This window comes from Microbulbifer maximicatervae (SeqCode) (assembly GCF_052467695.1).
This window is the reverse complement of sequence record NZ_CP174320.1, coordinates 159,467-174,913: the sequence shown is the minus strand read 5'-3', so window position 1 is coordinate 174,913 and position 15,447 is coordinate 159,467. Positions and strand designations below refer to the sequence as shown.

11 protein-coding genes are annotated in these 15,447 nt (G+C 52.1%); all 11 read left to right on the top strand.

Annotation, left to right across the window (positions count from 1 at the left end; translation table 11 throughout):
* Positions 1-2 precede the first annotated feature (2 nt).
* Positions 3-1,385: a UDP-N-acetylmuramoyl-L-alanine--D-glutamate ligase gene (gene murD, locus ACJJI8_RS00755; RefSeq protein WP_444933959.1), complete on the top strand. Its 1,383-nt coding sequence runs from the start codon at positions 3-5 to the stop codon at positions 1,383-1,385.
* Positions 1,382-2,605 (top strand): putative lipid II flippase FtsW, encoded by a 1,224-nt coding sequence (gene ftsW / locus ACJJI8_RS00750; protein WP_444933958.1) that lies wholly within the window; start codon positions 1,382-1,384, stop codon positions 2,603-2,605. The genes murD and ftsW overlap by 4 nt, the downstream gene beginning before the upstream one ends.
* Complete coding sequence (murG, locus tag ACJJI8_RS00745) at positions 2,605-3,702, top strand: undecaprenyldiphospho-muramoylpentapeptide beta-N-acetylglucosaminyltransferase (RefSeq protein ID WP_444896371.1); 1,098 nt, start codon at positions 2,605-2,607, stop codon at positions 3,700-3,702. The genes ftsW and murG overlap by 1 nt, the downstream gene beginning before the upstream one ends.
* A gap of 29 nt (positions 3,703-3,731) precedes the next feature.
* A complete protein-coding gene (murC, locus tag ACJJI8_RS00740) occupies positions 3,732-5,195 on the top strand; it encodes a UDP-N-acetylmuramate--L-alanine ligase (RefSeq protein WP_444933957.1) in 1,464 nt (487 codons plus the stop codon).
* Between the two features lie 133 nt (positions 5,196-5,328).
* Complete coding sequence (locus ACJJI8_RS00735) at positions 5,329-6,015, top strand: cell division protein FtsQ/DivIB (protein ID WP_444908402.1); 687 nt, start codon at positions 5,329-5,331, stop codon at positions 6,013-6,015.
* Between the two features lie 115 nt (positions 6,016-6,130).
* Positions 6,131-7,366 (top strand): cell division protein FtsA, encoded by a 1,236-nt coding sequence (gene ftsA / locus ACJJI8_RS00730; RefSeq protein ID WP_282933862.1) that lies wholly within the window; start codon positions 6,131-6,133, stop codon positions 7,364-7,366.
* Between the two features lie 88 nt (positions 7,367-7,454).
* Entirely contained in the window at positions 7,455-8,696 is a 1,242-nt protein-coding gene (ftsZ, locus tag ACJJI8_RS00725; RefSeq protein ID WP_413663008.1) for a cell division protein FtsZ, read from the top strand.
* Between the two features lie 394 nt (positions 8,697-9,090).
* Positions 9,091-10,005, top strand: a complete 915-nt coding sequence (gene lpxC / locus ACJJI8_RS00720) for a UDP-3-O-acyl-N-acetylglucosamine deacetylase (protein ID WP_282933860.1) — start codon at positions 9,091-9,093, stop codon at positions 10,003-10,005.
* A 157-nt stretch (positions 10,006-10,162) separates the two neighbouring features.
* Positions 10,163-11,098, top strand: coding sequence for a M23 family metallopeptidase (locus tag ACJJI8_RS00715; RefSeq protein ID WP_282933859.1), 936 nt, complete (start codon positions 10,163-10,165; stop codon positions 11,096-11,098).
* 163 nt (positions 11,099-11,261) lie between these two features.
* Positions 11,262-14,012: a preprotein translocase subunit SecA gene (secA, locus tag ACJJI8_RS00710; RefSeq protein ID WP_444933956.1), complete on the top strand. Its 2,751-nt coding sequence runs from the start codon at positions 11,262-11,264 to the stop codon at positions 14,010-14,012.
* Positions 14,013-14,244: 232 nt separating this feature from the next.
* A complete protein-coding gene (gene argJ, locus ACJJI8_RS00705) occupies positions 14,245-15,447 on the top strand; it encodes a bifunctional glutamate N-acetyltransferase/amino-acid acetyltransferase ArgJ (protein ID WP_444933955.1) in 1,203 nt (400 codons plus the stop codon).

The window sequence follows — 15,447 nt, the reverse complement described above, 5'->3', positions numbered from 1 at the left end:
AAATGAGCCTGATCGCGACTTCTTCACAGCAGAAAGTGGTAATAGGTCTTGGCGCTACCGGAAAGTCGGTGGTGCGCTACCTGCTGCGTCACGGCCATACGCCGGTCGTGGCAGACAGTCGCGATAACCCGCCGGGGCTCGAAGCTTTCCGTCAGGAGTTCCCTGAGGTTGCGGTGGAAACAGGTCCACTGCGCCCGGGGACAATACTCGCTGCGAGCTTGATTATTGCCAGTCCGGGAGTTGCGCTTGCTGAACCCGTATTGCAGCAGGCGATTGCGGATGGGATTCCTGTGGTTGGGGATATTGAGTTATTTGCCCAGGCCCTGACTCGGATGCAATCGACAGCAAAGCTCGCCGCGATCACAGGCTCCAACGGAAAGAGTACAGTGACCACACTCCTGGGGGAGATGGTTGAAGAGGCAGGGCTGACAGTTGGTGTGGGTGGCAATATCGGTGTGCCGGTGCTGGATTTACTTGAGAAACCTCTGCCGGACATCTTTGTTTTGGAGCTTTCCAGTTTTCAATTGGAAACCACCTACTCGCTGGCACCTACCGTAGCCACCATTTTAAATATGAGTGCGGACCATATGGACCGCTACCCCAGTATGGTGGAGTACCACCGGGCCAAGCAGCGCATTTATCGCGGAGCGGATCAGTTCGTGATAAATCGCGCGGACCCCTTATCCCAGGGGCCCCTTTCCCGAGAGAGACGGGAGTGGAGTTTTGGGCTTGATCAGCCGGATCTCAATCAGTTTGGCCTGCGCTTGCATGAGGGGCAGAACTGGTTGGCTCGAGGCACAGAAGTTTTAATGCCTGTGGCCGATTTGGCTATGGTGGGTAAGCATAATATTGCCAATGGTTTGGCAGCCCTGGCAATGGGTTATGCACTGGGCCTACCCACTGAGGCGATGCTAAAAGTTTTACGCAACTTTCGCGGGCTGAAACATCGCTGTGAGCGCGTGGCTGATTTTGAAGACGTTGTTTATGTTAACGATTCAAAAGGCACCAATGTAGGAGCAACCCAGGCGGCATTGGATGGCTTGGCTACGGCAACCAGTAAAATAGTGCTTATTGCTGGAGGGGATGGCAAGGGTGCTGATTTTGCTCCCTTACGAAAAAGTGCAGGAGCACTCCGGGCCCTGGTTTGTATCGGTGTGGATGGAGAGAAAATAGCCGGTGTCTTTAATGGCCTGTGCGAGATTCGCGGGGCTAGCACAATGGCAGAGGCCGTCGCTGAGGCCAGACAATTAGCCAATGGCGGTGACTATGTATTGTTATCACCGGCATGTGCCAGCTTTGATATGTATAAGAATTTTGAAGCCCGCGGTGATGATTTTCGCCAGGCCGTTTTGGAATTAGGCGATACCGCTGGAGGCTCCCAGTGAGTGCCCAGGTAATCAAGGCTCAAGGTAGTGAATGGCAGGATGGGCTGCTGCTACTCAGTGTTCTGGTTCTGGCTAGCATTGGTGTGGTGATGGTTGCTTCAGCATCTATCGCCTTTGCTACGGATATTTATGGTGACCCCTGGTATTTCCTCAGGCGTCATTTGGCTTTTTTGATGGTTGGCGGATTAGCTGGATTTGTCGTTAGTCAGATTCCCCTGTCAATTTGGTCGCGACTGTCCTGGCCATTATTACTGTTTGCTTGCCTGCTATTGATCGCCGTGCTTGTGCCGGGGATTGGGCGGGAGGTGAACGGTAGCCGGCGTTGGCTGGTATTTGCAGGCATAACTGTGCAACCCGCGGAAGTGGCTAAGTTCTGTCTGCTAGTTTTTTTTGCCAGTTTTTTAACACGTCGAAATAAGCAACTACGCCATTGGACCAGCTTTATGGTGCCAGTGGTGATTCTCGCAACGGTTGCTTTGTTACTGCTTTTACAGCCGGACTTCGGTTCGGTGGTTGTAATTTCAGGCACCGTGCTGGCAATGGTTTTTTTGGCGGGAGCGCGTCTTCCCCATACTTTTTTATTGGTAGCTGCGGCTGCGAGTGGACTGGCGTTAATGGCACTGATGAGTCCCTATCGCTTACAGCGATTGCTGACGTTTCTGGATCCTTGGGGGGATCAGTTTGCCAGTGGCTACCAACTTACCCAGTCCCTGATTGCATTTGGTCGCGGAGAGTGGTTTGGAGTTGGTTTGGGCAATAGTGTGCAGAAACTGTTTTACCTGCCTGAGGCCCATACGGATTTTATTTTTGCCATTCTGGCAGAGGAATGGGGAATGTTGGGTGGCGTAGTGCTGGTAGGGCTTTTTGTTGTTCTCACCTACTCACTGCTCCGCCTGGTAAAAGAGGCCCTGGTGCAGGAGAAATTTTTCGCTGCACTTCTAGCTTTTGGTATGGCAGTGTTATTGGCAGGACAAGCTTTCGTGAATATGGGCGTTGCTTCAGGCCTGTTGCCGACTAAAGGGCTAACGCTGCCATTTGTCAGCTCTGGTGGCAGCAGCCTGATTGTATGTTGTGCATTACTTGGCTTGGCGATGCGGATTCGGGCTGAACTAAAAGAGCCTGCTGAAAACGGAAGCGGGGGGCTTGAGCTTTTGCGTCAGCTGCCAATATTCCATTCACCCAAGTCCAGTGTGAAGGGCAGCAACGGAGAAACGGTTTGATGTCTGAAGTAAATAAACGTTTTTCTGGAAAGAAGTTTTTGCTGATGGCCGGTGGTACCGGTGGTCATGTGTTCCCAGCGTTGGCTGTGGCTAAAGCGTTGCAAGAGCAGGGAGCTGTTGTCGAGTGGTTAGGTACTGCCCGTGGGATTGAATCCCGATTAATACCTGCGGCGAATATTCCTTTGCACTGCATTAAAGTGGAGGGTATTCGGGGGAAGGGAAAGTTGGCCTTACTTAAAGCCCCGTTGCAAATTTTGCGGGCAATTGCTCAGGCCAGGACAGTTGTTAAGCAGGTACAACCTGATGCAGTGCTCGGCTTTGGTGGCTTTGCGACCGGCCCAGGGGGCGTTGCAGCCCGTCTCGGGGGGATACCGTTAATTATTCACGAGCAAAATGCTGTTGCCGGAACGACAAACCGCTTGTTAGCGCGGATTTCCAGCCAAGTGCTTGAAGCATTTCCCAGTGGGTTACCCGGTGCCAGGCAAGTGGGTAATCCAGTGCGCAAAGAAATTGCAGAATTGCCTGAGCCAGAAACACGAATTGGCAGCCAGTCGTCTCTGCGCCTTTTGGTATTGGGCGGTAGTCTCGGTGCTGTAGCAATTAATGAACTGGTTCCTAAGGCAATCGCATTGCTGAAACCCTCCTTGCGCCCGGTAGTGGTCCACCAGGCTGGAGAGCGCCACCTTCAGGCTGCCAAAGACGCCTATAAAGAGGCGGCAGTAGAAGCTGAGGTGGTCCCTTTTATTGCGGATATGGCTGAGGCCTACCGCTCTGCGGACCTGATTATTTGCCGTTCCGGGGCTTTGACTGTTTCTGAAATTTCAGCGGCGGGAGTCGGTGCAATCATGGTGCCTTTCCCCTTTGCAATTGATGATCATCAAACGCGTAATGGCGAGTGGTTGCAAAATGCTGGCGGAGCGATTGTTATGCAGCAGCGGGAAATGGACGAGCAGAAGTTATCCGGCTTGTTACAAAGCCTGTTAGAAGATCGCCAGAAACTATTGCAAATGGCGACCTCCGCGCGGCGCGCGGCAAAAACTGATGCGACTGAGCAAGTGGTTAACGCTTGCAGAGAAGAGCTGGCCTCGGCCAGGTAACACAGAATAAGTGGACGAAGGTTAAAGTAATGTCTTCAGTGCGGACAAACGAAGATAAAAGTTATGCGGTACCGGCTATGCGCCGTATCCGCCGTATCCACTTTATCGGTATCGGCGGTGCGGGTATGAGCGGTATTGCTGAGGTATTGCAGAACCAGGGCTACGAAGTCTCAGGTTCTGACCTGCGTGAATCTGCGGTTACTGATAGATTGCGCAAATTGGGCGTTAAGGTCCAAATCGGGCACAGCGAGGAAAATGTTCGCGGCGTTGATGTTGTGGTTAATTCCTCTGCCGTACATGGCGATAACCCGGAGCTGATTGAAGCGAGAGAAAAGAGAATCCCTATTGTACGCCGTGCCGAAATGCTCGGTGAACTAATGCGCTATCGCTATGGCATTGCTGTGGCGGGAACCCACGGAAAGACCACCACGACCAGCTTAATCGCCTCAATTTTTGCGGCAGATAAAAAAGACCCGACCTTTGTTATCGGTGGCCTGGTCAACGCTGCCGGTGCCAATGCTGCCTTGGGCGAAAGTCGCTATCTAGTGGCTGAAGCTGATGAGAGCGATGCATCTTTTATTCACTTACAGCCGATGGTGACGGTGATTACCAATATCGATGCGGACCATATGGAAACTTATGGTGGCGACTTCGAAAAGGTGAAACAGATCTTTATCGACTTTGTACACAACCTGCCATTTTACGGTCTGGCGGTAGTTTGCGGGGATGATGCCAATGTTCAGGAAGTCATCCCCAAGTTTTCCCGCCCGGTTCTGACCTATGGATTTGATGAGGGTAATGACTACCGCATCGTTGAAGTAAAGCAAGAACCTCTGCGCAGCCATTTCACGGTACAGAGACCCAAGGGTGATCTATTGCAGGTTTCTGTGAATACACCGGGTATTCATAATGTTCTCAATGCGACTGCAGCAATTGCTGTAGCTAGTGATGAAGGCGTTAGTGATGAAGCAATTCGCCAAGGTCTAATAGGCTTCCAGGGCGTTGGTCGTCGATTCCAGATCTACGGTGATTATGCAGTTAGCGATGATACCGAAGCTGATAAGGTGATGTTGGTAGATGACTACGGTCACCACCCACGTGAGGTAGCGGCTACCGTAAAGACAGTTCGAGATGGCTGGCCGGATCGTCGCTTGGTAATGATTTATCAGCCCCACCGTTATACCCGTACGCGGGACTTGTTTGAAGACTTTGTCCAGGTCCTCTCTGAGGTGGATAAGTTAATTTTGCTGGATGTATACAGTGCCGGTGAAGCGCCAATTGCTGGTGCCGATGGCCGAACGCTTGCGCGAAGCTTACGCAACAGGGGACAGGTAGATCCGATTTTTATGGAAACTATCGATCAGGTTCCCCCTGTATTAGCTGATCTGTTGGAGCCAGGTGATATTGTCCTGACCCAGGGAGCTGGCAACGTCGGAGCACTTTCGCAAAGGTTGGCTGATTGGCGCTTGGGTGAGCGCAGCTGTGAGGGCTAGGTAGCGAGTGAAAGGGGCTGGAACGAAATCAACCTCCAGGAAAAAAAAAGCTGCTCGCGGTGCGAGCCCCTTAGGGGCCAGCGATTCTGAAAAGCTTCGCCTGAACTGGGGGCGGTGTTTTTTTTTGCTGGTGATGTTCGCAGGCTTTTCGGCTTTGCTCTATGGTGCAGTCTGGTTGTGGCGGTGGGCGCCATCGGTTGAGCTGAGTAATGTTGATGCCCTGGAGCAAGTTGAGGTGCGCGGGGCTTTTAATGCGGTAACTGAAGAAGAGTTAAGAGAGGTGCTTCTTCCTCACTTGAAAGCAGGCTTTTTTTCAGCGGACATTCAGGCGATGCAGCAGACATTACTGTCTAACCCCTGGATTACTTCCGCCTCGGTGAGCAGGCGTTGGCCGAAGGGTGTTGAGGTTGATATCACTGAAGCGCAACCTCTCGCCACCTGGGGTAAAGATAAATTGTTGGTAGCGAGTGGGGATCTGCTACCGCGTCCGTCACATATGGGGGTTCAGTCCCTGCCCGAGCTTGCCGGGGATGAAGAATTGGTAGAGCGGATTATGCTGCAATACCGCGCGCTTGCGGGGTTACTGACCACGCGGGATATGGAGGTTAAACGGTTGTCATTTGACGACCTAAGCGGTTGGCATCTGGAGTTAGTGTCGGGAATTGAATTAAAACTTGGCCATGATGCTTTATTGGAGCGGGTACACCGTTTTCTGTATTTGAGTCGGGGTGTACTGGCGCCGCACTTGCAAAAAGTTGTCAGCGTCGATACGCGCTACAGCAATGCGGTAGCGGTTCAGTGGAAAGACGAAGAAAAGTAAACATCGAGGCAGCCCGGGTGGCTGTTTTATAGATAAAAGTTTAAAAGCGAATGCTGTGTTCTGGTCCGATAGCAGAACCTGAAACAGAATGCAGCTCAGCGAGGTTGGCACGAAAATGACACAGGTATCCGATCAGCGCATGATTGTTGGACTGGATATAGGCACCTCTAAAGTAGTCGCTATTGTCGGTGAAGCTTCCGGTGATGGGGAACTTAATATTGTCGGTATCGGCTCTCATCGTTCCACTGGAATGAAAAAGGGCGTAGTGGTTAATATTGAATCAACCGTGCAATCTATACAGCGCGCTGTGGAAGAAGCTGAGTTGATGGCGGGTTGTGAAATTCACTCTGTGTACGCAGGGATTGCGGGAAGTCACATTCGCAGCTTGAACTCTCACGGTATAGTTGCGATTAAGGATCGAGAGGTTACCCAGCAGGATCTCGATCGTGTTATTGATGCTGCCAGGGCTGTCGCTATTCCTGCGGACCAGAAGATTTTGCACACGCTTCCGCAGGAATACCTGATTGATAATCAGGAAGGGGTAAAAGAACCTCTCGGAATGTCTGGTGTTCGCCTCGAAGCAAAGGTCCATTTGGTCAGCGGTGCAGTGAATGCTGCACAGAATATTGAAAAGTGTATTCGTCGATGTGGTCTGGAAGTAGAAGATGTCATTCTTGAACAATTGGCTTCAAGTTACGCAGTCCTGACCGAAGATGAAAAAGAGTTGGGAGTATGCATGGTAGATATTGGTGGGGGAACCACCGATATTGCTGTGTTTACTGGTGGATCTATTCGGCATACCGGTGTGATACCGATTGCTGGAGACCAGGTTACCAATGATATTGCCATGGCTTTGCGCACACCGACACCGCACGCAGAAGATTTGAAAATCAAATATGCGTGCGCGTTGGCAAAACTCGCTCGCGAAGGTGAGACCATTAAGGTACCGAGCGTTGGTGATCGCGCGCCCAGGGATTTATCCCGACAGGCATTGGCCGAGGTCGTTGAGCCGCGCTACGACGAATTGTTTACATTAGTACAGGCGGAGTTACGTCGCAGCGGCTTCGAAGATTTGTGTGCGGCGGGTGTAGTACTTACCGGCGGCTCTTCAAAAATGGAGGGCGCGGTTGAACTGGCTGAGGAAATTTTTCATATGCCGGTTCGCCTAGCAGTGCCTCAGGGTATTGCAGGTTTGACGGATATCGTCAGCAACCCAATTTATTCCACTGGAGTTGGATTATTGATGTATGCGATGCAGCAGGAAGAGGCTCGAGAGGGCAAAATACAGCCTGTGCGCAACGATAATCAGTGGTGGGACAAGGTAAAGCACTGGTTTCGCGGAAATTTGTAATAGAGTGCAACCAGATTTAGCCATCCGGTGAAGGATTTTTTTTAGGCATGGCTGTAAAATTCGACATGAGCAAGAAAGGGGAACAGCAATGTTCGAACTAGTTGATAGCGTACAGGATAAGCCTGTCATCAAGGTGATTGGTGTCGGCGGCGGTGGTGGTAATGCTGTTAAGCATATGATCGCCAATGATGTTGAGGGTGTAGATTTTATCTGTGCAAATACAGATGCACAGGCCCTCAAAGATGTTGAGGCCCGCACTATCCTGCAACTGGGTAACACAATTACACGCGGTTTGGGCGCAGGGGCAAACCCGGATATTGGCCGTCAGTCCGCACTTGAAGATCGCGATCGCATTGCTGAGGTATTAACCGGTGCGGATATGGTATTCATCACTGCCGGTATGGGCGGTGGTACCGGTACCGGTGGTGCGCCGATTGTCGCTGAGATTGCAAAAGAACTGGGCATCCTTACCGTTGCGGTAGTTACTCGCCCATTTAAGATCGAAGGGCGCAAACGCACAGTTGTAGCTGAAGAGGGTATCCTCGAGCTGCGCGATAAAGTTGATTCTCTGATTACTATCCCCAACGATCGTTTGCTGGAAGTACTCGGTAGCAAGATCACAATGAAATCTGCTTACAAAGAGGCAGATAACGTTTTATTGGGTGCTGTACAAGGCATTGCCGACCTGATGATTCGTCCGGGCATCATGAACGTGGACTTCGCCGATGTGCGCACTGTAATGTCTGAAATGGGCATGGCGATGATGGGGTCCGGTTCTGCCGTCGGTGAAAACCGTGCGCGCGAAGCGGCTGAGAAAGCCGTGCGAAGCCCGCTACTGGATAACGTCAACCTGGCAGGTGCTCGCGGTATCCTGGTGAATATCATCACCGGTAGCGAAGAGGCGGGCTGTCAGGAACTGACCCTGGGTGAGTACTCTGAAGTAGGTGAGATTGTCCAGGAAATCGCCTCCGATGAAGCTACTGTGGTTATCGGTACAGCGGTAGATGATAAGCTCGGTGATGAGATGCGGGTTACCGTTGTGGCCGCAGGTCTTGGCGAGGGTACTCCTGCAGCGCGTCCGGCGAAGGTGGTGGATAATACCCGCCGCCCAGAGCCTCGCGAGCCTGTTCGTGAAACCCGTGAGGTTCGCGATAATCACAGCGCTCACGCTGGCCACAGCTCTGCGGGACTGGCAAGCCGCGAGGCCATTGATCCGCGCCCTCGTGCTGAAGCGGAGCGCCCCAAGCGCCCGGCTCCTGCCCTGAATCCCGCTGATGCGGATATGGAGTACCTGGATATTCCAGCCTTCCTGCGCCGTCAGGCAGACTAGGAAACGGTACCGCAGAGGCAGAACACCGCTCATGTCTGCCCGGCTCCGGCTGGGTATTGCCGCTGCGGTGCGGCTTTTGCTCGGGTCTACCTTGTCGAATGGGTGGGCCCTTGCCCCGTTTGTGTAGATTTTGATCAGAACTGGTGAGTCGCAATAACTATCTAAAATAATTAACAATTATTAACAGCGCTTGCGGAGCTTAGGATCTTAGAATGCTGTCATAGCGACATGCGTTGGCGCTGCAATCTTTGCTTGATCTATCCTCATATAGGTAGGTGGTGCACAGTTGTGGTGACCACTCGCCCAGAATTGGTATTGGCGTCGCAATTGTGCTAGTATCGATGGCTTGCTGCGCCTTAGGGGCGTAGTCCACCGACGGGGAAAAGATAGTTTCATGATCAAACAGCGCACGCTTAAGAATGCTATTCGCGCCACTGGCGTAGGTCTGCACACTGGCAAGAAAGTTGTACTTACCCTTAAACCAGCGCCCGTAGACACCGGTATCGTGTTCCGTAGAACCGATTTGGACCCGGTAGTTGAAATCGAGGCTCGTGCGGAAAATGTCGGCGACACTCTCCTTTCAACCACCCTGGAAAAGGGTGATGTTCGCATTGCTACGGTAGAGCACCTGCTCTCGGCAATGGCGGGCCTTGGCATTGATAACGCGGTTGTCGAGTTATCCGCGCAAGAAGTGCCCATTATGGATGGCAGTGCCGGCCCATTTGTATTTCTAATTCAATCTGCAGGTATCCAAGAGCAAGCAGCTCCGAAGAAATTCCTGCGAATCAAGAAGCCAGTAACTGTAGAGGATGGCGATAAGGTTGCCAGCTTCTTGCCTTTTAATGGCTTTAAAGTGTCCTTCACAATCGACTTTGACCACCCGGTTTTCCAGGGGCGTAACCTGAGTTCATCCGTGGACTTCTCCAGTACCTCCTTTGTGAAGGAAGTGAGTCGCGCCCGTACCTTTGGCTTTATGCACGAAATCGAGTACCTGCGCTCCAAGGGCCTGGTTCAGGGCGGTTCCGTTGATAACGCAATTGTGATTGATCAGTACCGCATTCTGAATGAAGGCGGGTTGCGTTATGAAGACGAATTTGTGAAACATAAAATTCTGGATGCGATTGGCGATCTCTATCTTCTGGGGACTAGCCTGATTGGTGAGTTCAAGGCATTTAAGTCTGGCCATGCGTTGAACAATAAATCCCTTCGCAACCTGATGGCTCAGGAGGATGCTTGGGAAATGGTCACCTTTGAAGGTGAGCAGGAAGAAGCACCGATCTCTTATATCAAACCTATTTTGGCAGTTTGATACTTTCGCAAGAAGCCGGCATTATAGTGCCGGCTTTTTTGTATGATTGTTTCACAGAGAAAGCCTATAGATTTTTGGTATCCTTATTGGTTTGGCACCTCGGCTTGTGAGCTGGGGACTAACGAAAATTAAAAATGTCGAACTTCTCACAGCTCCTATGAAAGTAATCCTGGTTAATGAGCGCGGTGCGACTCGCAGCTTTAATTTTGGCAGTTTGAGCAAAGCCCTGTTGGGGTTGTGCTTGCTGAGCCTCCCTGTGGGTGCATTTCTGCTGGGGGCGAATTTACCGGTTACTAAAACTGACCTATTTGATTCCCGAACGGCCAAGGCCTGGAGTCGCGCACTGCGCAAACAGCAGGAAGAAATTGCTGAAGCAGATAGAGAGGCGCGGGAGCAGCTGGCAGCTCTTACCGTTAAGCTTGCGGAGTTGCAGGCACGTTTAACTCGCCTTGATGCACTGGGTGAGCGTTTAACCTCTGTTGCCAATCTCGATGAAGGAGAGTTTGAGTTTGGCAGTGCACCTGCTATTGGTGGGCCGGAAGACCCCGGAATCGCAGGTGCATCGGAGTTGCCGTATCAGCCACCGGAATTCCTGGATGTTATTGGAGATCTCTCTCATCAGATTGAAGATCGCCAGATGCAGCTGAACACACTCGAATCCCTGATGGCCAACCTCAAACTTGAGGACGAGCAGTTTTTGGCGGGCCGCCCGATCAGCAAGGGATGGATGTCTTCCCGTTATGGTTATCGCACCGATCCATTCACTGGCCGTAGGACCTGGCACAAGGGTGTGGATTTTGCTGGCAAGATGGGCTCCGATGTTGTTTCGGTAGCCGCAGGTGTTGTCACCTGGGCTGATGAGCGCCATGGCTATGGTCAGTTGGTAGAAATTAATCACGGCAATGGTTATTCAACCCGCTATGGGCACAATAGTGAGCTGAAAGTGGGATTGGGTGACGTGGTCAAGAGAGGGCAAATTATTGCCCTGATGGGTTCCAGTGGCCGTTCTACCGGGCCCCATGTTCACTTTGAGATATATAAGAACAACCGCACGGTTGATCCTGCTAGCTATATCCGCCGCACAGGCAGATAAGAACTATCCTTCCTTTACGCGTAATTGTTGGTAGCTTGGCATAAGAGTTGCCAGCGCTTGCGCCTTCCTGTTTACTTGCACCCCTCGCATAAAGGAGCGTCGGTGCATCGATCTGCCCGATATTAGCGCCGACAGCGCAAATAAGATAAGTGGTTTCTAGATAATGATTGGCAAACTGATTAAATCGGTCTTTGGTTCAAAAAATGACCGCGAGCTGAAGCGCATGCGACGCGTCGTGGGAAAGATCAACGCTTTGGAAGAGGATTTCCAGAAGCTTGACGATGCAGGCCTGCAGGCTAAAACGGATGAGTTTAGGCAGCGACTCGCTGACGGGGAAAAACTCGATCAAATCCTGCCTGAGGCGTTTGCGGCGGTGCGTGAAGCGGGTCGCCGGGCCATGGGCATGCGCCACTTCGATGTTCAGCTGATCGGCGGGATGACCCTGCATGAAGGACGTATTGCAGAAATGCGTACCGGTGAAGGTAAAACCCTGGTTGCAACCCTGCCGGCCTATCTGAATGCACTTGAAGGTAAGGGCGTTCATATTGTTACGGTGAACGATTACCTTGCTTCGCGGGATGCCAATTGGATGCGCCCGGTGTATGAATTCCTGGGCATGACAGTGGGAGTTATTGTTTCCCAGCAGCCACCGGAAGAAAAGAAAGCGGCCTATGAGGCTGACATTACTTACGGCACTAATAACGAATTCGGTTTTGATTACCTGCGTGACAACATGGTGTTGCGCAAAGAGGACCGTACCCAGCGCCCTCAGAACTTCGCTATTGTCGATGAGGTGGATTCCATCCTGATCGATGAGGCGCGTACTCCGCTAATCATTTCTGGAGCCGCCGAAGACTCGTCCCACCTTTATATGGCAATGAATAAGTTGGTTCCCCAGCTGGAGCGTGCCGAAGAAGGTGGGGAGGGGCACTACACCGTTGATGAAAAGACTCGCCAGGTTGAGCTGACGGAACAGGGCCACTTGTTGATCGAAGACCTGTTGTCACGCAGCGGGTTGATGAAGGAAGACCAGTCCCTTTACGCCCCAGGGAACCTGGGCCTGTTGCACCACGTGCACGCCGCCCTGCGCGCGCATGTACTGTTTAATCGCGATGTGGATTACATCGTGCAGAATGGCCAGGTGGTGTTAATTGATGAGCACACCGGCCGGACCATGCCGGGTCGCCGTCTCTCCGAAGGCCTGCACCAGGCGCTGGAAGCAAAAGAGAGTGTGCAGATTCAGAGTGAGAGCCAGACCCTCGCTTCTACAACATTCCAGAACCTGTTCCGCTTCTACCCCAAACTTGCGGGAATGACCGGTACAGCGGATACAGAAGCGTTTGAATTCCAGCAAATTTATGGCCTGGACGTGGTGGTGATCCCCACCAATAAGCAAATTCAACGTGAAGATCTCAATGACCTGGTTTACCTAAGCCAGGAAGAGAAGATGGAAGCGATTATTGAGGATGTGAAGCACTGTCGCGAAAAGCAGGCTCCAATCCTTGTAGGTACCGCTTCTATCGAAACCTCTGAAGAAATGTCCCGCAAGTTGCAAAAGGCGGGAATTAAGCACCAGGTTCTCAACGCGAAATACCACGAGCGCGAAGCACAGATTATCGCCCAGGCGGGTCGCCCGGGTGCAGTGACTATCGCTACCAATATGGCTGGTCGCGGTACCGACATTGTTCTCGGCGGTAATTGGGAGGCTGAAGCGGCAGCCCTGGCCCAGGAGAAGGGTAGTGAGCTGACCGAAGCGGAGCTCGCACAAGTCAAGGAAGATTGGAATAAGCGCCACGAGCAGGTGATCGCTGCGGGCGGTCTGCATATTATCGGTACTGAGCGCCATGAGTCCCGCCGTATTGATAACCAGCTGCGAGGCCGTGCAGGACGTCAGGGTGACCCGGGTGTTACTCGTTTTTACTTATCCCTGGAAGATAACCTTATGCGCATCTTCGCCTCCGACCGGGTGAAGAATTTTATGCAGATGCTGGGAATGGAGCGCGGTGAGGCGATTGAGCACCGCATGGTTTCCAACGCTATCGAAAAAGCCCAGCGCCGTGTTGAAGGCCGCAACTTTGATATTCGCAAGCAGTTGTTGGAATACGATGACGTGGCCAATGACCAGCGCCAGGTGATTTACGGCCAGCGCAATGAGCTGCTAGAAGCTGAGGTTATCAGTGATACCATCTCTGCCATTCGCGAAGATGTGGTTGACGGCATTGTCTCCGGTTCTATCCCCCCCCAGAGCGTGGAAGAACAGTGGGATATTCCAGCCCTGGAGCAGCAGCTCTCTGGCGAATTGGGTATCCAGTTGCCGGTTCAGCAGTGGCTCGATGAAGATCGCACTCTGCACGAAGAGAGCCTGCGGAAAAAGATTACTGTCGCCGCGCAGGAAGCCTATGCTGCAAAAGTTTCCCGTATTGGTGAATCTTCCGGTGATGCCAATCTGATGCCGACTATCGAGCGTCAGATTATGCTGCAAGTATTGGATCAGTTGTGGAAGGAGCACCTTTCCAGCATGGACCACTTGCGTGCGGGTATTGGTTTGCGGGCTTACGCCAACAAAAACCCCAAGCAGGAATTCAAGCGCGAGTCTTTCCACCTGTTCCAGAGCATGCTGGAGAACCTCAAGCATGAAGTGGTGCGTATTCTTGCCCACGTAGAGCCGATGACTCGTGAGCAAGCGGAAGAGATGGAGCAGCGTCGCCTGGAAGAGCAGCGCAGGCAGCAGCTTGAGCTGCAACACGCTCAAGCTTCGGCGCTTCCAGAAAGTGAGTCCAAGGAGCAGCAGCCGGCTGCCCCGGCACCGGAGCGTCGCGGTCCTAAAGTCGGGCGTAATGATCCCTGCCCCTGTGGTTCCGGGAAAAAGTACAAGCAGTGTCACGGCAAGCTGGCTTCCTCTACCCAGAGCTAATTCTCTACTGCTTGAATTCAGAAAGTGCCCCGCTTAGCGGGGTATTTTTTTAACCGGTAAAAGAATTATCTGCGGAAAAAAATTCCCATTCCGCAGATAAGTTTATTTTTGGCTTGCCTTACTGAAGTTCGGCTTTGATAATGTCGGCCGCTCATTTATTTCCGCTATTCCGTTTGGGTGAACTGGGGTCTAGGTTTACCTGCAGCTGTGATAGCCCAAAGTCATTATTCTTATGCCTGAATTATCCATACCCGTTGTCGAAGGGGTTCGACTCTCCAGTGTACCCGCCAGGATCAAAGACTGGGAACGCAATGACCTGTTGTTGGTTGAGCTTGCTGAAGGAACTTCAGTTGCAGCCACTTTTACACAGAATACTTTTTGTGCGGCGCCAGTAACGGTTGCCAAAGAGCATATCGCCAAAGGAGAAGTGCGAGCCCTGGTGGTTAATGCCGGCAATGCCAATGCTGCTACTGGGGTAAGGGGGCTGGCGGATGCCCGGGCTACTTGTGAGGCGGTGGCAGATGCACTGAAGATTTCTGCTGAACAAGTATTGCCTTTTAGTACTGGTGTCATTGGTGAGCACTTGCCGATGGAGAGGTTACTCACTGCTATCCCAGGGTCTGTTGGACAGCTTGATCCCGCCGGATGGGAGTTGGCGGCCGAGTCCATTATGACTACGGACACCCGGCCAAAGATTGCGAGCCGCAAGTTAATGATTAATGGTGAAGAGATCACCGTTGTTGGTATAGCCAAAGGTTCCGGCATGATCCAGCCGAATATGGCTACCATGCTCGCCTATGTCGCCACTGATGCCGGTGTGATGCAGCCCCTGCTAGATCAAATGGTGCGCGAAGTTGTCGCGGCTTCATTTAATCGAATTAGCGTAGATGGAGATACCTCGACGAATGATGCTTGTGTTTTGATGGCCACAGGTGCGCGGGGGGAGATGATCAGCAGCTGTGAGAGCACTGGCTACCTGGAGCTGTATAGGGCAATTTCGGAAATACATATAGAGCTGGCCCAGGCTATTGTTAGGGACGGTGAGGGGGCGACCAAGTTTGTTACCGTACAAGTGGATGGCGCGCTCAGCAGTGAAGAGGCCTTGACGGTAGCTTTTGAAGTCGGTGATTCTCCGCTGGTGAAAACTGCACTTTATGCCTCAGACCCCAACTGGGGTCGGCTGATTATGGCGATCGGCAATGCTATCCAAGGCGAATTAGACACCGATAAGGTGGAAATTTTCCTCGATGATGTACAGGTGGTAAGTGCCGGTGGGCGCGCATCTGGATATCAAGAGCAGGCTGGAGAGCAGGTATTTTCAAAACCTGAATTTACAATCCGTATTGAGCTGGGTCGAGGTGCCAGCAGTGAGCACATCTGGACCTGTGACTTCTCTCACGAGTATGTCACCATCAACGCAGAATATCGGACTTGA